Annotated in this window: 23 protein-coding genes; 8 read left to right on the top strand and 15 right to left on the bottom strand. The window is 42.4% G+C overall.

The annotated features are described in order from the left end of the window. The first annotated feature begins 143 nt into the window (after nucleotides 1-143). Nucleotides 144-1,238, top strand: coding sequence for an AbrB family transcriptional regulator (locus tag FU659_RS30705; protein WP_147951048.1), 1,095 nt, complete (start codon nucleotides 144-146; stop codon nucleotides 1,236-1,238). Between the two features lie 390 nt (nucleotides 1,239-1,628). Here FU659_RS30705 and FU659_RS30700 read toward each other — a convergent pair whose 3' ends face one another. The 6 genes from FU659_RS30700 to FU659_RS30680 all read right to left on the bottom strand — a co-directional run bounded on the left by FU659_RS30700 (nucleotide 1,629) and on the right by FU659_RS30680 (nucleotide 8,298). Then, nucleotides 1,629-2,471: a carbohydrate ABC transporter permease gene (locus FU659_RS30700; RefSeq protein ID WP_147951047.1), complete on the bottom strand. Its 843-nt coding sequence runs from the start codon at nucleotides 2,469-2,471 to the stop codon at nucleotides 1,629-1,631. A gap of 15 nt (nucleotides 2,472-2,486) precedes the next feature. After that, a complete protein-coding gene (locus tag FU659_RS30695) occupies nucleotides 2,487-3,368 on the bottom strand; it encodes a carbohydrate ABC transporter permease (RefSeq protein WP_147951046.1) in 882 nt (293 codons plus the stop codon). 80 nt (nucleotides 3,369-3,448) lie between these two features. Then, nucleotides 3,449-4,549: an ABC transporter substrate-binding protein gene (locus FU659_RS30690; RefSeq protein WP_222708686.1), complete on the bottom strand. Its 1,101-nt coding sequence runs from the start codon at nucleotides 4,547-4,549 to the stop codon at nucleotides 3,449-3,451. After that, nucleotides 4,542-4,787, bottom strand: coding sequence for a hypothetical protein (locus FU659_RS36585; RefSeq protein ID WP_222708685.1), 246 nt, complete (start codon nucleotides 4,785-4,787; stop codon nucleotides 4,542-4,544). The genes FU659_RS30690 and FU659_RS36585 overlap by 8 nt, the downstream gene beginning before the upstream one ends. Nucleotides 4,788-4,810: 23 nt before the next feature. Continuing rightward, nucleotides 4,811-6,496: a response regulator gene (locus FU659_RS30685; RefSeq protein ID WP_147951045.1), complete on the bottom strand. Its 1,686-nt coding sequence runs from the start codon at nucleotides 6,494-6,496 to the stop codon at nucleotides 4,811-4,813. 2 nt (nucleotides 6,497-6,498) lie between these two features. Then, nucleotides 6,499-8,298: a sensor histidine kinase gene (locus FU659_RS30680; RefSeq protein WP_147951044.1), complete on the bottom strand. Its 1,800-nt coding sequence runs from the start codon at nucleotides 8,296-8,298 to the stop codon at nucleotides 6,499-6,501. A gap of 209 nt (nucleotides 8,299-8,507) precedes the next feature. Between FU659_RS30680 and FU659_RS39100 the strand changes: the two genes are divergently transcribed. Together FU659_RS39100 and FU659_RS30670 are read left to right on the top strand one after the other, a co-directional pair. Beyond that, nucleotides 8,508-8,690: a GNAT family protein gene (locus tag FU659_RS39100; protein WP_397356914.1), complete on the top strand. Its 183-nt coding sequence runs from the start codon at nucleotides 8,508-8,510 to the stop codon at nucleotides 8,688-8,690. 202 nt (nucleotides 8,691-8,892) lie between these two features. Continuing rightward, on the top strand, nucleotides 8,893-9,786 hold the full coding sequence (locus tag FU659_RS30670) for a LysR substrate-binding domain-containing protein (RefSeq protein ID WP_147951043.1): 894 nt from the start codon (nucleotides 8,893-8,895) through the stop codon (nucleotides 9,784-9,786). A 20-nt stretch (nucleotides 9,787-9,806) separates the two neighbouring features. On the opposite strand, the gene FU659_RS30665 is transcribed toward FU659_RS30670, so the two are convergent. The 4 genes from FU659_RS30665 to FU659_RS30650 all read right to left on the bottom strand — a co-directional run bounded on the left by FU659_RS30665 (nucleotide 9,807) and on the right by FU659_RS30650 (nucleotide 14,160). Next, nucleotides 9,807-10,796, bottom strand: a complete 990-nt coding sequence (locus tag FU659_RS30665; protein WP_147951042.1) for an aldo/keto reductase family protein — start codon at nucleotides 10,794-10,796, stop codon at nucleotides 9,807-9,809. A 320-nt stretch (nucleotides 10,797-11,116) separates the two neighbouring features. Continuing rightward, entirely contained in the window at nucleotides 11,117-11,890 is a 774-nt protein-coding gene (locus tag FU659_RS30660; protein WP_147951041.1) for an ABC transporter permease subunit, read from the bottom strand. Nucleotides 11,891-11,922: 32 nt separating this feature from the next. Continuing rightward, a complete protein-coding gene (locus FU659_RS30655; protein ID WP_261808161.1) occupies nucleotides 11,923-13,008 on the bottom strand; it encodes an ABC transporter substrate-binding protein in 1,086 nt (361 codons plus the stop codon). Nucleotides 13,009-13,056: 48 nt separating this feature from the next. After that, on the bottom strand, nucleotides 13,057-14,160 hold the full coding sequence (locus FU659_RS30650) for an iron-containing alcohol dehydrogenase family protein (protein WP_147951040.1): 1,104 nt from the start codon (nucleotides 14,158-14,160) through the stop codon (nucleotides 13,057-13,059). 417 nt (nucleotides 14,161-14,577) lie between these two features. Here FU659_RS30650 and FU659_RS30645 point away from each other — a divergent pair, with 417 nt between their 5' ends. Then, nucleotides 14,578-14,862 (top strand): NADPH-dependent FMN reductase, encoded by a 285-nt coding sequence (locus FU659_RS30645; RefSeq protein ID WP_187274508.1) that lies wholly within the window; start codon nucleotides 14,578-14,580, stop codon nucleotides 14,860-14,862. A gap of 203 nt (nucleotides 14,863-15,065) precedes the next feature. Here FU659_RS30645 and sda read toward each other — a convergent pair whose 3' ends face one another. The 4 genes from sda to FU659_RS30630 all read right to left on the bottom strand — a co-directional run bounded on the left by sda (nucleotide 15,066) and on the right by FU659_RS30630 (nucleotide 16,254). Then, complete coding sequence (gene sda / locus FU659_RS30640) at nucleotides 15,066-15,221, bottom strand: sporulation histidine kinase inhibitor Sda (protein WP_261808160.1); 156 nt, start codon at nucleotides 15,219-15,221, stop codon at nucleotides 15,066-15,068. A gap of 16 nt (nucleotides 15,222-15,237) precedes the next feature. Further along, nucleotides 15,238-15,675 (bottom strand): hypothetical protein, encoded by a 438-nt coding sequence (locus FU659_RS30635; protein ID WP_147951038.1) that lies wholly within the window; start codon nucleotides 15,673-15,675, stop codon nucleotides 15,238-15,240. Further along, complete coding sequence (locus FU659_RS35975) at nucleotides 15,665-15,835, bottom strand: hypothetical protein (protein WP_187274507.1); 171 nt, start codon at nucleotides 15,833-15,835, stop codon at nucleotides 15,665-15,667. Before FU659_RS35975 ends, FU659_RS30635 begins: the two co-directional genes overlap by 11 nt. A gap of 224 nt (nucleotides 15,836-16,059) precedes the next feature. Further along, nucleotides 16,060-16,254: a hypothetical protein gene (locus FU659_RS30630; protein ID WP_147951037.1), complete on the bottom strand. Its 195-nt coding sequence runs from the start codon at nucleotides 16,252-16,254 to the stop codon at nucleotides 16,060-16,062. A 62-nt stretch (nucleotides 16,255-16,316) separates the two neighbouring features. Here FU659_RS30630 and FU659_RS30625 point away from each other — a divergent pair, with 62 nt between their 5' ends. The 4 genes from FU659_RS30625 (at nucleotide 16,317) to FU659_RS30610 (ending at nucleotide 20,202) form a co-directional block, all read left to right on the top strand. Beyond that, nucleotides 16,317-17,363 carry a hypothetical protein gene (locus FU659_RS30625; protein ID WP_147951036.1) on the top strand — a complete coding sequence of 349 codons (1,047 nt, stop codon included), beginning with the start codon at nucleotides 16,317-16,319 and terminating at the stop codon, nucleotides 17,361-17,363. Between the two features lie 134 nt (nucleotides 17,364-17,497). Next, a complete protein-coding gene (locus FU659_RS30620) occupies nucleotides 17,498-18,640 on the top strand; it encodes a sensor histidine kinase (RefSeq protein WP_147951035.1) in 1,143 nt (380 codons plus the stop codon). Continuing rightward, on the top strand, nucleotides 18,637-19,287 hold the full coding sequence (locus tag FU659_RS30615; protein WP_147951034.1) for a response regulator transcription factor: 651 nt from the start codon (nucleotides 18,637-18,639) through the stop codon (nucleotides 19,285-19,287). The genes FU659_RS30620 and FU659_RS30615 overlap by 4 nt, the downstream gene beginning before the upstream one ends. Then, nucleotides 19,288-20,202, top strand: coding sequence for a polyprenyl synthetase family protein (locus FU659_RS30610; protein WP_147951033.1), 915 nt, complete (start codon nucleotides 19,288-19,290; stop codon nucleotides 20,200-20,202). Nucleotides 20,203-20,286: 84 nt separating this feature from the next. Here FU659_RS30610 and FU659_RS36580 read toward each other — a convergent pair. Next, nucleotides 20,287-20,481: hypothetical protein (locus tag FU659_RS36580; protein ID WP_222708684.1), on the bottom strand; the 195-nt coding region annotated here is incomplete at its 5' end.

Genomic DNA, 20,481 nt, shown 5'->3' with positions numbered 1-20,481 from the left:
ACTACACGAACTGTCGGAACGACAGGGTTAGCTTGGTAAACTTCTCTTCGTTAGAAGAGACTACCCAAGAATCTCGTGACTTTAGTCATGAGAGGTTCAAACAAGGTTGTTCGATACGTTTTTTTACCAGGAGTGAAACGTTCATGAGTTCAATAGCTAAATTCCTTATCACCGTATTTATCGCCATGATAGGCGGCTATCTGTTTGCTTGGATGCATATGCCGATTCCTTGGCTGCTTGGTCCCATGATCAGTGTGCTTCTCGCTTCAAAATGGGGAAAGCTATCGCTCACTTGGCCTAGCTACTTGAGAGACACAGGTATTCTCATTGTCGGTTATTCGATCGGACTATCTTTAACGAAAGCAGCTTTCATTGAAATTTCCCATCAACTGCCTTCCATGCTGCTCATGACAGTAGCTCTCATTACGTTATGTGCAGTCGTGGCCTACGTTATATCCAAAGTAACCGGGGTTTCGTTCCCTACCATGATGACAGCCAGCATCCCTGGCGGATTGTCGCAGATGATCACGTTGGCTGAAGAGTTTAAAAACATCGATATTACACTCGTGACATTCTTTCAAGTTATACGTCTAATGATGATTGTCTTCATTGTTCCACTTCTTGTTTTTAGCCCTCTTCTTGGAGAGCTTGCCTCTGAAACAACTGTCGGAGTCGTCGCACCCGTTCATCCATCAACAGGTCTATGGTCTAACCTTTTCCCAAATATCTGGATCTACGCCATCGTCTGTGTTTGTTTCGCTTGGATTGGCAAGAAAATTAAATTACCTACAGCGTATATGCTTGGACCCATGATCGGAGCTTCTCTTTTGCAATTCTGCGGTTTATTGGGTCCGCCTTTGCCAGCTTCCCTGCTCAACCTTTCTCAATTCATGATAGGCTGTTATATAGGGCTTTTGCTGCAGCCTGCTCAACTGCAGCGCAAGGCAAGAACAATTACGATGGCACTGATCAGCAGCACCGTCCTCATAGCAAGCGCGTTCCTACTTAGTATTGTGCTTACAAGGCTGCACCCCATCACAGCGGCAACTGCCTTTCTTAGTATGGCACCCGGCGGTATGGATCAAATGGGAATTATGGCTCATGAAGTGGGTGCCGACTTATCCGTAGTATCCGGTTACCAAACATTCCGTATTTTGTTTATTTATTTCGTTGTTTCTTATGGACTTAGAGCCCTTTTTAGATATACGAAAAGGCGGAACGCGAAGAAAGGATCCTGAATCCTTCTGTTGGCCTTGCTACGGGAGCAATTGCAATCGGTGCAATAAACCCGATAAAGAAACGGGGCTATATTGCACTTTCTCAAGAAATTAGGTCGGGTCATGGCTATATCGTCTGCTGCATCTGGAGGACTTGTACCGTTATCTTTTGTCGTAACATCCATATTGTTGTCCTATCGAGTATCCATCGCATCAATCCTTTTCATATGCGGCACAGTCGTAATTGGTTACTTCCTGTTAGTCCTGCTTTTATCAAGGACAATTCGAAACATTGAATGATTTATGCAAAACCGTTTCCAACACTACTTGAGTAGATTACAATTTGTTAAAAATGAAAAAACCGGTCTTCTCTTGTTTCAAAGAAGACCGGTTTAAAAGTACAGCTGTTCCTTATCCTTTTACCGCAGACCCAACCGTCATAGCTCTTTCTACTTGTTCGCTGAAGAAAATATAAATAAGCACAGTCGGTAAGCTGGCAATCATCATTGCGGCTCCCATAGCTCCCCAATTTGTAGTAAATTGCCCTTGGAAGAACAGCAACCCTAGCGGTAATGTTTTGAGTGACTCTTTCGTTATTAATACGAGAGCCATCGTAAATTCATTCCATGAGGACAAGAAAGTGAAAATGACCATTGTCGCAATCGCCGGCTTGATAATCGGCAAAATAACCGAATAAAAGGTTCGATAGATGGTTGCCCCATCAATACAAGCTGATTCTTCCAATTCCACCGGAATGCTGCGAAAGAATCCATAAAACACCATGCTGGAAAAAGAAAGGTTAAATGCAATATAAGGCACGATCAGAGCCCAGTACGTATTCGCCAAATGGAAGTCCCTGACCAGAATAGCCAGCGGGATCATGATGACCTGAATCGGAATAAACATCCCTATAATAATGTAAATACGAGCTACGTCCCGAAGCCTCCACGTCATTCTGGCAATGGCGTAGGAGAACGTGACAGAAAGGGCTATCGAGCCTACCACCGTAGCAACCGCGACAAGCACACTGTTCGAGAAATACACCGGTACATTAAATTTGGACCACGCTTCGACATAGTTTTCAAAATGCAGCTGTGTCGGGAATCCAAAAGGATTGGTAACAAATATTTCATTATTGCTCTTTAACGAGTAGAACAACATCCAAATGAGCGGATAAACGGATAAGGCAGCATAGACCCAAAGGAAGAGCTGCAGCAGCGGATTCTTGTTTCTTAATTTAGTAACCCAGTTCATTTCTGCAATTCCTCCTTAGTACGTAATTTTTTCGCGAGCGATGAAACGGTTGATCAGCAGCGTCACAATGAGACATTCAATAACGAGGAACGCCGCGGCTGCACTGCCATAACCGAACTCCCCTGTACGGAATGCTGCGCGATACATCAGATACGTTAACGTGTACGTGGAATTCCCAGGTCCGCCGCCGGTCATAATAAACATATTGGCAAACGCATTAAGTCCGCCGGTGACAGCAAGAACCAAACAGAATTTATATGTTTCCGCCAGCATGGGAATCGTTATTTTCCAGTGCGCTTTGATACGACTGGCTCCATCGATACGAGCAGCTTCCAAGTACTGCTCTGGGACTGATTTAACAGCTGCCAAAATGAGTGCAAATTGGTAGCCCATGTACTGCCAAGCGTTAACGAAAGCGATCGCGATAATCGCTGTTTTCTCATTAGAAAGCCAATCTTGGCGATACTCCATACCCAGCAGCTCAAACAGTTTGTTCATCAGACCATACTGCCCGTTGTAAATAGATAACCAGAGCTGACAAACAACCGTGATCGAAAGTACGACCGGAATGAAATAACTGATTCGCAGGATTTGTTTCCCCTTGAATTTCATTTCCGAAATCGCAAGAGCGAGCAAGGACCCAATTCCAATCTGAACAAAAGCCAAAATGCCGGCAAAAATCAGACCGTTTTTTAGCGATGTATAAAAGATATGGTCGTCAAATAACCGTTTATAATTATCGAAGAAGATGAACGTTCCAGCACTTAAACCATCCCATTCATACAAACTGCGGAAAAAGGTTTGTACAATCGGATAAAATACGATAATTGTATACAAAAGGAGCGCTGGCAGCGTGAATAACAAGATGGCTACCTTATTGCCCAAGAATTTCCCCATTTCATCACGTCCTTTTTAATTCGTTGTAAAAAACTCACACCAGCTTAGTGAGCGGTGTGAGTTTGAATTCCCTTAGTCACCTATTTGGCTGTTTCAATCGATTTGCCTAAATCTTTAATAAATTGGTCAGCGCTGTAACCGCCAGTCAGAAGGTTTTGAGATTGGTCCTCCAATGTAGCTTTAAACTTAGGTGCAGTTAAACCCCATGCGAACGCGCTTGTGCTCGTAATTTTCGGAATGTCTTGTGATAATTTTTCCATCATTGGCGGGAATTTCTTCACAATTTCTTTCGTTACTTTCGTTGCTACGATTGGATTTCCACGTTGGATATACTTGTACTCTGCATATTTCAAGGACATGAATGCAGCTACTTTAGCTGCCAAATCTTTGTCTTTGGTATTCGCAGAAACGGCATAACCACCAGGACCGCCACCGCCGCTAAACGCATATTTGCTCTTCTCGTAAGCAGCCGCATCAGCTGCCGGATAATACATCCAGTCAACTTTATCGCCCAGCGCCTTTGTGGACGCTTCAATTTCCCATTGACCGTTGATAAACATAGCTGCTTTTCCTTCATGGAAGAGGGCTGCCGCTTGATCCGCATTCAAATTCGTTGCCCCTTTTGGCAGAAGACCCGCTTTAACCAAATCAATGACTTTTTGCGCGGCATCTTTGTAAACAGGATCCGTCACTTGAGCTTGGCCTTTATCAAGCTTCGTAATGCCCGCTGGCTCAGAACGAGTCACGATCATATCGTACAAAGCGACATCTGGCCATTTTTCTTTGGCAAACAAAGCAAGCGGCGTGATACCATTAGCCGTAAACGTCTTCGCTGCTGCAGCTAACTCATCATAAGTGGTTGGTACTTTAACGTTATTTTGCTGAAAAAGCTCCTTGTTGTAGTACAAGAGGACAAGCTCATTTCCCGCATAAGGGAATGCATACGTATGACCGTCATCGCTTACTAACGTATTCATCGCAGATGGCTGCATTTGATCTTTGAATTTTAATGTTTTTACATAATCATCTAACACAAGAATGTTACCTGATTTTTTAAAGGTAGAAATAAGGTCCTGGCCTGCTTGGAAAATATCAGGGAGGTTGCCAGTAGCTGCATAGGTTTTCAGCTTTTGCCCATCATCCTGTGCTTGAATATCCAGCTCGAGTTCAACGTTAGGCAGTTTCTTTTTTCAATTCAGCAACGGCATAATCATAAGGTGTCTTCGTATCATCATCTGCATATTGGGCATAGATGCGAAGTTTAACCGGTTTTGTGTCGTCTTTTTTTACAGCAGTCGTGGCTGTAGCCGTAGTAGGCGAGCTGGATGCTGAGGTATCTTTTGCTGTATTCGTCGTACTGCATGCAACAAGGCTTGTCGCTGCAAGTAAGCTAACGAGAGTAACTGCCGTTTTTCTCATTCTTGTGACCTCCCAAGATTTATCTAATGCTTTACAACTTGAGTATAAAAGGAAAGTCGCCTTCTGATAATGGAATAAGTGAGGGATTCTAGTAATATCCGCAGATTTGCGGTTCGTCGCTTACAATCGATTGTTCTCGTATTCACTTGGGGAATAACCAAAAATTTTTTAAAGCTCTTACTGAAATAGCTAGGGTCGCTCAGACCGATCTGCTCCGCGATGTCAGCAAGGCGAATATTCCCTTTGCCTAGAAGCTCTTTTGCTTTATGCATACGAATGTGGGTCACATAGTCCGTTACCGTCATCCCAATTTCTTTTTTAAAGACAGCACGGAGGTAACTCGCATTGATGTACACCTGCTGCGCAATTTGGTCCAACTGCAGTTCAGAATTCCCATAATGGAGTTCGATATATTCCTTGGCAGACTGCGCAATTTTAGACGAACGGGTTTTCCTATGCTTACCTGTATACTGCAAGGCTTGACTGAATAGCTTTTTGATCCACAAGGCCGTGACATCAATGGATTCCAGCCGCTTAATTTCACTATACGGAAAAAATGCTTCTCCGAAGCAATCCTCAATCGGATGGCCTGTTTCAGTTACATAGGATAGGCAGACAGAAATAAGCCCCATGCTTATGACATACGTATAATCAAGGGATAAACGCTGTTCTCGAATCAGTTGGAAAATTTCCTCAAGCTTAGCTTCAACCTTTTCTCCGTTATGCATACGCAGCTGTACGAGCAGATCCTCATTTACTTCTGTCGGATAAAGCGCTTGTGTCCCAGACTCCAGAGCGCCTGAACCATAAGCAATAACCCGATCATTGCCAAGCACAAATTTATGTTGGAGCGCTTCAAGAGCCTCCAAATAGGAAGTGCGAATACCTTGATAGCCAGCCTGACTGCGTCCGACCCCAACCGTTATCGTGAATTTCAAATATTTCTTGATTAGAAAGCATAGCTTCTCATATCCGGCTAGCTCTGGCACCTCACAAACGTCATTACCCTGATGCTCGACCAAACAAATTATTCGCCCCTCAGGTCCATTAAAAATGAGATGGTTCTCGGTTTCCTCCAGCGCCTCGTTCAAAATATTCGTTACCGCATACTTCCATAACAAGCGTTCGCTCACTTGATTCCACTTGGAATCCATACGATCGATCTCGATGCAGGCCACTACAAAAATTGGCGAATGGAACGATTCACCGAACTGCTGCATCCGCTGACTCGTTTCTGCTTCAGACAAATGGTAGTCACTACTTAACAGATGATTAAGAAAGCTTTCCTTTATCAACTGTTGATTTTCCTTCAATGTTGATTTTTCCTCTTGGGCCTTCTGATGATCCTTTTGCAGCTTGAGCAGCGTCAGCACCAACTCATCCTTCGAGAACGGCTTAAGGATGTAATCCTCCACCCCAAGCTTCAGCGCTTTGCGCGCATAGTCAAATTCGTTATGACCCGTTATGAGCACCACACTTGTAGTGGGGTAACTCTCATTCAAATGCTCTGTCAAACTAAGTCCGTCCATAAACGGCATCGTGATATCGACAAGAGCGATATCAGGCTTATGCAACGCTGCTTGCTCTAGCGCCTCAATGCCATTCTTGGCTTCCGCGCAAATTTCAAAGCCGTAAGCTTCCCAGTCCAGCGCCGTTCGCAAATATTCTCGAAAAATCGATTCATCGTCAACAATTAATATTTTTTGCATGTTTATCCTTCCTCACTTTGAAAAGGCAGCCATAAGGTGACTTCAGTACCCTGTCCTTCTTCACTCTCTATATGCAACCCATATTCTTCGCCAAAATAAAGCTGTATGCGATCATTCACATTTCGCAATCCATATCCGACGGCCTCTTCGAGAGAGTCTGCTTTGTTCGTTAGCGCCTGTAGGCGATCTGCGGATATGCCGACCCCATCGTCCCTCACAGCAATTTTAAGCTTACCATCCATGATTTCACCAACAACTTTCAAATGGCCTAGGCTTCCTTTCGTTTTTAGGCCGTGGTAAATCGCATTTTCAACAAGCGGCTGAATCGTCAGTTTCGGTATCAGTCCGCTAAGCACCTCATTCTGAATATCAAAGTCAAACGTAAACACATCCGAATAACGAATACGCTGAATGGATAAATAATCCTTCACATTACGGACTTCTTCCTCCAGTGTAATCGTCTCCTTCCCTTTGCTGAGAGCTACCCGATAGAAATCTGCCAACGCTTTGGTTGTTCGCTGCACATCTCGGGCTCGTCCCATTTCCGACAGCGTATAAATCACATCTAACGTATTATACAAAAAATGCGGTTTGATCTGTGCCTGAATGAGAGCCAATTCATATTCCCGCTTCTTTTTTTGTTCAAAGTTAATGTTCGTTAACAATTCTTGAATACGCCTGATCATGGCGTTGAATCCCGAGGCCAGTAGACCGATTTCATCTTCCGACTGCACTTGAAACTCCAGATCCAGCGTGCCTTCTTTCACCTTTTTCATATGCTTGGTCAATCCCACGATCGGTTTGGCAATCAACTGCGATAACATGCCTGCCCCCAATAAGGCGAAAAATAAGCAGACTAACCCAATGAAAATGATGAGCAACGTAATCTTTCGCGTATCTGCCGTTAAGGATTCAAGCGGCGCCATCGAAATAAGTTTCCAGCTGAAAGCAGGAAGCTCAGAGCTCACGACGAGCGCTTTGCCATTTTGAAAAGAGGTTAGATCTGATGTGCTATCGCTGGAAATAATCCATTCTTTCATTGCTGGATCGGAAACCTCTTGAAGGAGCTCCTCCGGGTGTTGCGATGAAACAACAATACCTTGTTCATTCGCAATGAAATATCCGCCATCTTGAATGGAGCCTATTTTCTGATAAATCGCAGATAATGAGCTCTCTTTGATATTAACGATAAGAATACCAAGCTTCTGCCCTGTATAAATGTTCACAATGCGCTTCCCAAGCGTCATGACAGTTTCCTGCGAATCATGCGTCAAATAATTACGGCGCTGCATAGGAAACCACATGTTCGTTCCACTGGAAGCATCAATTTGCTTCACCATTTCACTGCTAGCTACTGCTTCTTTATTCTGTTCCATGTACAAATTAGAGCCATAAACGTTATTGGATGTGTCAATAAAGGCGGCCGATTGCACATCGGGGAACACCAGCAGCGCAAAGCTAAGCTGATTCGTGATTTGTGTATACTTTTGTAAACTGGTATCCGTTTCACTTGATGAAGGCTGATCCTCCACAATCACTTTGTTCAGATTAATCGTCAGCATGTTCGCGCAGCTCTCGACATTCGTTAACATACCCGAGATGCGAGTAATAATCAGCGATGAGTTATCGGATACGTTTTTGATCGTCTTTTTGACAATCGCATTCGTATAAACCTGATTCGAAACAAACCCCAATACAAACAAAGGAATGAAAATCAGCGGGAAATAAATCACGATAATTTTATAGCGAATAAGACGATTGCGAAACCAATGCGTAGGCATCAATCGATGCAGAAATCCCATGAAACTGCCCCCTTCATGACAAATGCAAAAATCCTTTACTGAGCAGCATCCAGGGAGTCCTGTCTGTTGCTTGTAAAGGTTTCAGCTTATCATTGAAATTTGGCTTAATCAACTGCTTTTCTTTTATACTGAAGTGAGTGGACTTCATGCTAAGATTTCAAATAAGATTAGAATGTGTTTATTCTTTTAGAGGTGGGATATAACAAAAAATGGAAATCACGAAGTTTAAGGAACCTGATATTGCAGAGATTGTGTCGTTGTTTTATGAAACGGTTCATTCAGTAAATTCCAAAGATTATTCACAATCAGAATTAGATGCTTGGGCCCCAAGAGATGAAAAAGAATCTAAAGTGAAAGCTTGGATGGTGTCCATGGCCCAAAATATTACCTAAGCCATTTTTTGAACATCGCGGGTACAAATTAGTTTGTTCACAAACCGTAGAACGACATGGTGTTACATTGACTAATTATAAAATGATTAAAGAAATAAAGGTATAACTAAAGTTGCGGAGCGATAAGTGATCGGGTACGATGGCGGTATGGGACATTTCTCTTAATGTTATCACTACAAAAACCGGAAGGAAATTCGTGTCTATGGACTTGAAAAAACTACGTTACTTTATCACCGTAGCGGAAGAACTACATTTTAACCGCGCTGCCAAAAAACTGAATATGACCCAGCCTCCCTTGAGCCAACAAATCCAAGGTCTTGAGGAAGAACTCGGCGTGAAACTTTTTGAACGAACCAAGAGACAAGTTCGACTTACGTCAGCCGGTGCGATATTTTTGGAAGAATCCAGAAATATGGTTTCTCAATTGGAACGATCTATTAAAATGACACAGCTTGCGTATCAAGGGAAAAAGGGGCAATTATCCATTGCATTTGTGGATTCAGCAGTTGGCGGTATGATGGTCAATGTTTTAAAGGAATATCGGAAGCGTTTTCCCGACGTTCAGCTTACGCTATCTGAAATGACATCCGCCCAACAACTGAAAGCTTTACACGCTGGAAAGATAGATGTTGGTTTCCTTCGTTTGCTAGATCCGTCAAAACATATCACCACTCGTCTCTACACCAACGAATCACTCGTTGCGGTTTTACCCGAATTGCATCCGTTAGCCGTCCATCCAACCGTGTCTCTACATGCTTTGGCGAACGAACCTTTTATCTTATCTCCACATCATATGGGGGCTTCTTTTCACGACCTCATTATAGACTTTTGCAGGCAGCATGGATTTCAGCCCCACATCGTGCAAGAAGCTGTTCAAATGTATACCATTGTTAATCTGGTAGCCGCTGATATAGGCATTTCTATTGTCCCCTCTTCGGTTTCTGTTTTTCAACGCAGTGATATCGTATTCCGATCATTTAACGAAGTTACACCGCGAGTCCCTCTTTATGCGGCCTGGAAAACAGATAGGAGTGAAATCGTTCTGACTCAATTTCTAGAAGTGGTCGAGGAAACAGCCAATAGTCAGACAAGCTAACTTGTGTAAAGCCTATAATCTTAACCAGTTTTACTTGGATCGAACTCAACAACGTCATTTAAAACGCTATTTATTTGCCTGATGACCTCAGGATCTAGACAGACACCTGCAGCTTTTACATTTTCCTTCACCTGCTCCGGCTTCGAGGCACCGATAATTACTGAGGACACTTGCGAATTTTGCAGAACCCACGCTACCGCAAGCTGTGGCAGCGTTAAACCTGATTCTTGTGCGATCGGCCCGAGTCGTTCTACTGCCTGAAGCACTTCTTTACGCAACCATTGTCCGGCCAAACGTTCGAAAAATAACGAACCGGCTGTCGTAGAAGCTCGGGAGCCCTCTGGTATCGGTTTGTCTGGTACATATTTACCGGAAAGAATACCCTGCGCCAGTGGTGACCAAACAACTTGTCCAATTCCTTCACGCTCACAAGCGGGGATAACTTCAGCTTCAATTACACGCCAAAGCATAGAATATTGGGGTTGACTTGCAACGAAGGGAACTCTCAGTTCTCTTGCCAAAGCCGCGCCAAGCTTTATCTGTTCCGCTGTCCATTCACTTACGCCTATATACAGAACTTTCCCCTGCCGAACCAAATCGGAAAATGCCACAAATGTTTCTTCAAGCGATACGGTCGAATCAAATCGGTGTGCATAATAGACATCAATATATTCCGTTTGCAATCTTCGAAGCGACGCATGGCAGGCTTCCATAATATGTTTCCGAGACAGCCCTCTATCGTTGTGCCCGGTCCCGGTTGGATGATATACCTTCGTGCACAACTCAATACTTTCACGACGTATCCCCTTTAAAGACTCACCTAAAACCGATTCCGCCCTCGTTTCCGAATAAGCATCAGCTGTATCGAAAGTTGTAATTCCAGCGTCTAGTGCAGCATTTACACAAGCTTGCGCTGTGGTGTCATCCACTTGTGCACCGTGGGTTATCCAGTTTCCCAAAGCCACTTCGCTTACCAATAAGCCACTTTTGCCAAGTCTTCGATATTTCATTTTAATTCCTCCCTTCCATATAAATCTGATTATAACAAGCGTTTTTTAATATGAAAAATATATAATTCATTTACTATTAAGTCGAATTATGTATTAATTTTCAAAAAAGTCCCCTATTCATTCCTCACTAAGATAGTGGCAAAAGACTGCAAAATCCTTTGGCTGTTGAAGCTGGCATTCAAGACAACAATAAGAGCCCCACGGTCCGTTCCGGTCCGTGGAGCCCCGCCATCTTGCACTGGCTATCTTTTCGCCGAGCACCGCTTTCGATGTTGAGCCGTGTTTTCTTATTGATGATCCATATTATCTTTTAACAGAACCTATGCTTTAAGAAATTGCGGACTCCATCTCAGAAATCTTCTTTCCAGCAGTTTGGCAATCGTATCAGACAATTTTCCCAGCAGCGCATAGATGATAACACTTAGCACGATGACATCCATTTGCATGAGTTCCCTAGCTTTCATCGCCATATACCCGATGCCGGAATCTGCAGCTACAGTTTCAGCCACAATTAGCGTCAACCACATAATCCCGAGTGAATACCGCACACCAACCAGCACGGAAGACAGTGCGCCTGGCAGCACAATGTTCCAATAGAGCGAGAAGCCTCTCAATCCATACACTTTTCCCATTTCAATGAGACCTGGATCTATGGAGCGGATACCGTGAAAGGTGTTGAGATAGATCGGAAAGAACACACCTAATGAAACGAGGATCAGCTTTACTTCTTCCCCAATTCCAAACCAGATAATGACAAGTGGAATAAGCGCCAAATGGGGAACGTTTCGAACCATCTGAATCGATGAATCCGCCAGTTTCTCTGATGTTATAGAGAGGCCGTTGATGATCCCGAGAAGAAACCCGATTCCGCCGCCAATGAGAAAGCCAATAAAGGCTCTTTTGGTGCTTACCCCCATATTTCTAAATAACTCCCCACTTTGAATCACTTTCCCAAGCGTACTTAATACTTTCAGCGGTTGAGGCAGAATGTTAGCTGCAACAATACCTGCGCTTGTCAGCGCCTGCCATGCCAAAATAATCAAGATTGGAACAATCCATGGGGCCGTTCGAATAAACCAGCGATTTTTCGTCATGCCGCTCTACCTCCTACCACTTCATCTGATGCTTATTTTGCTGCTTTTTTAAGCTCGTCATCAAAGGCATGACTCCAGCTTGCACTTACGTTGATCTTTTCTTTGAGCGATCCTGTAACTTGTAAAGCATCCGCAACATCTTGTTCCGACGCAATGGCCTTATCGGAGGTTGGCACGATTTTGGATGATCGCTGCGCCTCGCCATCTTTCAAAGTAGCTAAAGCCTGTTCAACAGGTTGATTCGTATTTTGCGCTGTAATTTCTGCCCATTTATTTTGATTAGCTCGGGTCCAATCATAAAATTTATTCAGACGAAGCAAGAAATCAGCAATGGCTGCATGCTTGCCCGGATCTTGAATCGCATCCGGCGTAGCTTCGATTAAGAAATTACCCGATAAAATATCTTTCGCGCTGGCCAATTCCGTGGCACCGTTCTGATGAGCTGATATAATGGCATTGCCATAACTCGCCAAAGCGTCGACTTTACCGCCAATTAAGGCGCCAAGACCGTCTGCGGTCGACAATTGTACAGGTTTAATATCCGACCAGGCAAGGCCATTTTGCTCCAGCATCTTCAATAAAAAATAATGAGCCGTAGTCGAACTTACGTATGCAACTTGCTTGCCTTTCAGGTCCTTCACACTCTTAATTGGCGAGCCTTTGGGGATGACCAGTTCCTGTTTTAATGTCGTCGATTCTTGGACAGCGATAACTTTGAAATTACCGCCATTGGCTGACTGCGATGCAAAAATAGGGGGAATTTCACTGGTTAAGGCTACATCCAAATGGTTGGCTGACATCGCTTCAAGCTGTAAGTTGCCGCCTTGAAAAACGCTGAATTCGATTTTATACGGTGTGTCTGCCAACTGCGCGGCCTTAAATCCGGCATCCAAATTACCCCAACCCGTTTGGCCTATGCGAAGCGTTACTTTACTTACATCCACTTTGGCTGCTGCCGGAGTGCCCGCTGCCGCTGCACTTGGTACGTTCGTTACCGCAGCCGGAGCAGATGACGGTTGGGTTTTGGAAACTGCTGCACCATTGCCGCAACCCGCCACCACACCTGCCAAAAGAATGGAAATCATGGATGTTATTAGTTTGTTAGATACTTGTTTCATAGCAAAATGCCGCCCTCTCTTATATCTTTGTTTGTTATGGTTATCGAATTATACAAGCACCTTTTGGGTGATTGCTCGGCCTAGTTGGTCTGTTCGTTCAATCGCATGCGCCAAGGTTGCTTCATTGACTTCAAAAGCCAGTTGGCTGACCGCCGGCTCAGGAAGAATGACTCCTTTGGCAATTCGCTTAGCCACAGAAGCTGCGTCTTCCGTAATGCCTAACTGCTGTAAAGTAATCGGTAAACCAAAAACATGCAGCAGCTCTCCAAGCTCTTGTATCTCCTGATCGCTTTTCCCTTCCAGAACAACCTGTGCCAGTAAGCCAAACGCTACCTTTTCCCCATGCAGCGTGTTTTGAGTTTCAGGAAAGTGGGTGAGCGAGCTGTGAATCGCATGAGCAATGCCTGCTCGGCTCGACTGTCCGCTCAAGCTGCCGACTAAGCCAGCCAACAGAAGAATCGCATTCGTTGTCTCAATGAATGATGGTGTCACTTCCCCATGATCCGCTTCTTGATAAGCGATAGGTCCATGCTGCTGCAAAATCTCAAGCGCCAACTTAGCCGTATTCGTACCGATTCTGACATCGATAGAATGTGGGTCTTCCTTTACATTCACAATCGTCTCATACCATTTGACTATCGTATCTCCGATGCCTGAAGCCAAATAACGCTTTGGCGCCGCCGCGAGCAAACGTGTATCAGCTAGGGCTAACACAGGCGACTGTTTCAAAGGCAAATACCCTGTAGAACGACCTTGCTCATCATACAAAACCGTTAGCGCCGACCACGCCGCGCAAGTCGCCGCAATGGTAGGCACTGTCACAACGGGGAGCCCGGTTTTGTCTCCAACTGCTTTAGAAATATCTAACACCTTCCCTCCCCCGATGCCAATAATGACATCGAATTTGCCATTTTCCGCTTGTTGAGACAATCCTTCAATCTCATCCCTAGTAACCGTTCCATTGTAAAACTGTAACGTATAAGAAACGCCTGCGGAAGCCAGACTGGGAAGCAATGTAGACTTGACGGCTTCTAATGCTTTTGACCCGGTTATCAGCAAGGCTTCTTTGCCTATAGCCACGATCCATTCCCCACTTTTGGACAAAATGTCTGGCTCATTGATATAGCGATTTGGTGCTTTCACAATGATCATTGGATAACCCCCTAAACCTTAATATAATAATTCCTATATGTTAAGTGTGATTTATTAGTCTTACTTTATCATCCTATATCTGGGATCGTCTAATTGATGTTTTCTATTCATAGATAGAAGTCCTCTATCGAACATAATGGCTGTCGTGCTAGAAACAGGCGTGTCGGCCAGGAATGCAGATTTGGTTAGCCGTTAACAGTTGAAATCGCCCGCTTCTTTCATGAGTATCTGGCAGACAACAAATATCCGGGTTTTGTCAACATATAGCATGAACCCTATGTATCCTATTACAATTTTGATATTGGATGTACAAAGAAAGCTTTGACTATAATTCATATGAATCCTATACGGATGATGAGAAAAGGTAGAGATAAGCGATCATCCCTCTCAAATACAAAGAAACTGGAGTGTGTAAACATGAGCAAAAGGGTTTTATTTATTAGTGGAAGTGCCCGGGCAAGTTCAAGAACGAGAGCCATAACCAATGTCGTTTATCGGCTGCTCAGAGATCAACGCCGTCATGCGCAGCTCATTGATTTCCATCTTCATGAGCTGCCTATTTTTAATGGAGATCCTGCTCAAAATGATCTCGCTGCCGTTCAACAGCTTCGTCAGTTGGCAAGTGAAGCAGGCGCATTCTTCATCGTGACACCGGAATACCATAACGGCATTAGCGGCGCTTTAAAGAATGCGCTCGATTAGCCAACCCCCAGAATGCCTTTCACAATGAAAGCCGCCCCGACAGACTTCCCTCATCGCTTGGCTAGGGATATGGCAGCACGGGTCGAGAAGTGAACCCAAAAATAGCGCAGCTCACTAAAAATATCAACAACCTGCTTCTCTTAAGAGACTGCAGGTTGTTTGTAGACGAAATGCTCAGAGGCATCCGATCATTAATCGGATGCCTAATCTTTGTCAATAACACATAAATTAAGGTTGCGATCTTCGATTTCAGACCACAACATGCTTAAAAAATCCTTATCCAGATTCATCTTTACTGCATCCAAGTAGGCTTCAACAAGCGAATAATCACTTATTGATTCCAGGTTATTATTCTTCATTCCTTTGAACACCTTTTCATTTCCTCTTCCGGCCACTCTTAATTAAGGTCATTCTCCGAGAATGTCTCAACCATGAATAGTAAGATTTCAGATCACGAAGTTCCAAATTTTCTGACATTCGACCAAGAAAGGTTACAATAATCATTTTATATATAGGGTTCCCGACGAGGTCTATTTGCTTATCCATAGCCGTAAATTCTGCTACCATAAGTAAATCATCATCAATGATATAGACATCTTCCTCATTGCGATAATAGGGCTCGATCTGACCACCCTTCAGCTTTTCCCACAGAAATGTGCAAACCTCTTCAAGTTCAACCCTTTCGTGTGTCACACGCTCAACCCAACGACTCTGAGCATGATTCGTAACGACGATGTCATATATTTTTCTACCAGCCATTTCGACAATAAAAGGCTCGTAGGTACTCCATCGATTCATTTTTTTATCCTTCATTGCCAGAACGCCACCCATGATCGGTCTCTAACTGATCCATCATTTTTTTCATGGAGGTGCGTATTTGTTCTTCGGAGGGCAATGGGAAGTTAAGATACGTCTGTTCCATAGCTTCTATGAATACAGAACTTATCTTGCAGTCGGTAGGCATGTTATTCAATATTAAATCCCTCCTTAATTTCTTAATATTGGAAAATGATATACATTTATAATATCTTTAAGTGCCTCCCATAACAGCGCAATATTTTTTTGCGTAAATACACCTTTATTTTCCATAAATACGCAATTTTTGTTGCGCAAAAACAAAAAAGCTGCAATATTAGATGTAGGCATCTAATTGCAGCTTTTTTGATAGATTTGGTAGAATGGAGAGAGATTAAACGCTTAAAACCATGGGCTTTGAGTTTTACCTTGTTCTCCTAAGAAAACCTTACCAATAGCTAGCTTTTCATTGGTAGATACTTTCAGCGAATTCACAAATGCTGGATCTTTAAGTGAAGCAAAAAGTTCACTAGGTTCCATTTTTGTTAATCCTGAGATGATATTCGATAATTGAGAAGACCATTGAACTGTAATCATTTTTCCACCTCGCTTTTTATTAATATGTTTAATTATAGCAATAAATTGGACGGTGACATACTATGAAAAATAAATTTTTTCTTCCCTTACTATTAATCTCTTTAATCACTATGCAAATCTGGTTTTTATATGTAGCTTTCCATTATGAATATTATGGGGTTGAGTTAAAAAGAAATTCGCAGCATGAATGGAGAATCAGTAGCTTTCAGTCCGAAAGTATTAGACTAAAGTTGGGTTTGCAAGTTGGGGATATGATTGTCAAAGTGAACGATAACGATCCTGATAAAAATGCACTTTTTAAAAAGTGGGCTATGTTAACTCAATTAGATACAATTACTGTCTCGAGAAATGGCTTCGAGTTTCAAGTTCCACTAATTGATAAGGCACAATCTAGCTTCGATTATATATCTTTATTTGGAGAAATTCTTTGTTTCTTTATTTCATTTTTAATTTTCTTGAAGATACCTAACTCCAGATCTGCTCGCTTTCTATCGCTTGTTTTTTTAATAACGGGTACCATTTTTATGTGCATTGCTCCCTCTGCCCGAAGTGATAGCATGGCAAAAGTAATGATTAGCAGTCTTTTAATTATATTGCCGCTAGTATTTCTGCATTTTTTAATTCTTTTTTTTAAAGAGAAGAATGCAATCCAATTACCATCCAGATTTTTATATTATTTATATAGCATTGCCGTTGTTACATTTATAGTGAGGTTAAGTTATCTTACTCCACTAGATACTTATTCTCTTTACTTAATTGACTATTTCTTCGTTCTATTGTTTTTTTTATTCGGCCTCTTACTAAATATTGGCATGTTTTTATATGTTTATTTCAAATATCGACGCGATAATTCTTCCATTCAGGCAATCATCAAAATTGTTTGGTTCGCCTTGTTTATATCTTGTTCACCTCTTGTTTTTTTATCTTTTTATCCCATTCTTTTAAATGATAGACCATTATTAGAGCCACTATATACTGGATTTTTCATAATATTTTTTCCTATTTCCTTTTCATATTTGATTGTGACCAAACAACTTTACGATATCAATCTTATTTTACGACGTATTCTTTATACAACTCTTCTATCATTATTCCAAGCACTTTTATAGTCATCCTGCTTGCATTTATTTTTAACAAAGAAGCTTCTATAGAGAAATTATCATTCAGCTTTCTTTTCATTCTCTCTATTATTTCTTTCCTATTGTATCTACTTGAATATTTCGTAACCAAGCTGGATATTATCATGTTTCCAAGAAAATATCATTTACAATTAGCACTTAAAAAGATTTCAAAAAATCTCAGCACGATTACAAGTTTCCGAGAGTTAAAAGATATCATTTTAACCGATATTGTTAAAACTTTAAACGTCTATGGAGGCGCCATTGTTTTTCAATATGCCAACTCCTTTGAAACGATTGGTGAAGGAGACATGGACTTAGTCGAAATTGAGCGCGGTCTGAGTGAAGGTACACTAGATGAGTCTACCTATTCTTTGTTTGAAATCAATCGAAATGAAGAATACGCGAGTTATCTCGTTACGACCAAGAAAAAGACCAATACCCTGTTAGGGTTGGAAGAAAAACAATGGTTAAATTTAATTATTTCCTATCTGGCTGTAAGCTTAGAGAATGTATATTTAATTCGCAAACTAACAATGAAGCTTCACGAGTTAGCCTCGCAAATTCCGAATGAGCACGCCGGACAAGAGTTCGTTTGGCTGCGCAAGTCGTTGTTTGAACTTCAAGAGCAAGAACGATTTCGAATTGCCACGGATCTTCATGATACGACCATGCAGGATATTTTACTCATTAGAAGAAAATTAACGTCCTATCTGGATAATAACGATGACCGTCAGCAAGTGCTGCAAGTGATTAAACATTTGGATTTGGTCAATGAAAACTTGCGACAAAGTTGTTTTGAATTAAATCCACATCTTCTGCAGAAGATCGGATTAATAAAAACTATTGAAGCGACCATCGAGCTGGATATTGGCTCTCATGACTTTGAAACTGACTTTCATGTTGAAGGGAAACAACGAATTGAACTTGTTGACCTTGAAATAAAAAAACATCTATTCCGCATTTTTCAAGAGCTAATGCACAATGCCAAGAAACATTCACACGCTTCAAAAGTTTCCATAAAGTTAACCGTATTGGGAAGCTACATCTGCTTATTTTATAACGATAACGGCGTAGGATTGGATACGGAAGCGTTAGCCAATGACAAGCGACTTCGAACTGTCGCGAATTCAGGACTAGGATTGGAACAAATGAAAAGCCGCGTCGTCCATTTAAACGGTCATTTGGAATTGCAATCTAACAAAGGAAACGGATTGGCACTCACCATCCGAATACCCATTAACATGCAGGAGGAGAGGGTCATATGAACAAGAAAACGAAGATCTTAATTGTTGATGATCACCCATTAATGGCAGAGGCCACAGCCAGCACTTTGAAACAAATGGAAGGAATTGAGATTGTCGGCATTGCCGGCACCGGTAAACAATGCTTGGATTTGGTTGACTTACATCAACCTGATATTGTATTTCTCGACTTTTATTTACCGGACCAGTATGGAGATGAAATAGCCAAAATCATAAAAGCCCAATACCCCGCTATGCATCTTGTCATCTTTTCCGGTATTGATCTAGCCCATTTATATAACCATCTGATTGGCTTAGAAGTAAGTGCCGTGATTTCCAAAGAATCCAGCGGAACGCTGATCAAAAGTCTGGTCACTCTGTTAGTGGAGAATTATACGGTTTTACCCGTTCCCGTCTTTCAAAAAATGCGAGTATCCAGCGGCAATATTCATCAAACCGATATCCTCGACGACGATGAAGTCAATATGATGTCGATGATCGTACAAGGCTTAACGAATGAGCAAATGGCCGAAGAGGTTCATATGAGCAAACGGACCATTGATAATTACGTAAGAAAAATTTATGAAAAACTTGGGGTTAAATCTCGCGCGCAAGCCGTAGATAAGTTCAATCAATTCAAACATATTTTCGACACCTATCGGAGGCCATAAATGGATCAGCGCATACTCGATGAGATAGACCGCATCATTGATGCATATTTTCATGTTTCAGATTTAAATTCATTGCTCAAACAGTTTGTTAGAGATAAGGCTAATGAAGGCGGCCGAGTATGGTCAGACTTCACGATTACCATTCATCACACGCTTGGCGGACATTCACCGCTTTTGTATGAAAGAGCTGCACTCACCGAGCTGCTCATTTTAGCCCTTGATATTGTAGACGATCTCCAAGATCAAGATAATGGGGAAAAACCATGGATGACCTGCGATCCCGCCTTTGCCTTAAATGCAGTAATTGCTTTTTTGGTCGCCGCGATGGGAGAGTTAAGCAAATCTAATCGCGTACATACGCCAAAGCTGTTGCAATTGATTACCCAATCGATCAATGGTCAACAGCGGGATATCAGCAACGCTGTGCAAACAGAAAATGATTATATTCTGATGGTCCAGGAAAAGTCTGCTTCCCTTATTAATATGGCGTTCTGTATGGGCTATCTCGATATAGACGACTGCTCTTCGGCTATTATTGACCAAATCGATGAACTCGCTCAATACATCGGTATCACATCCCAATTGGAAAATGATACACGCGATGTGCAGCGGATCGATCAAAAAAATGATTTACTGCAAAAGAAAAAAACGCTGCCGATTCTCTTCTTGTTGAAACAGAGTGAAGAGAAATTCCCCCCACTTCTTCACTACTTTGAAGGCAAAATAAGCCGAGACGACATGATTCTATTAAAACCGGAATGTCTAGCATTCATTGAGCAATCCGGCTGCATTGAATATGCCAGAACCATACAATATTTATTTGCCGACAAGGCTGAACAAATCATAGACTCTCTCCCGATCCAATCCTCTTGGAAGGATCGGTTGAAAACAACCCTAGGCGTCGCAAATAGTTAAAGGAGCCCTCTTTTTTCGTGCTTACAGCGGCACTTATGAGTCGCTCCACTTCTGTAACGCTGAAAATCAGTGTTACATCTCCACCTAATGACCTTTTCCTCCCTTTTCCTTTGCTGTAAGCATGCTTTTCGTGCTTACAGCGGCACTTACGAGCCGCTCCACTTCTGTAACGCTGAAAATGAGACAGTCTATTAACTGTGGATAATGAAGAGGGGATACTCTCGCTGAGAAGATTTCGGCAATTAACTGGATAAATAAGGATGTTATATGGGCGGGAGT

Source organism: Paenibacillus sp. N3.4, from assembly GCF_008017805.1.
Classification (GTDB): Bacteria; Bacillota; Bacilli; order Paenibacillales; family NBRC-103111; genus Paenibacillus_E.
The sequence above is the reverse complement of the archived record's forward strand: the minus strand, read 5'-3'. Positions and strand labels throughout refer to the sequence as shown.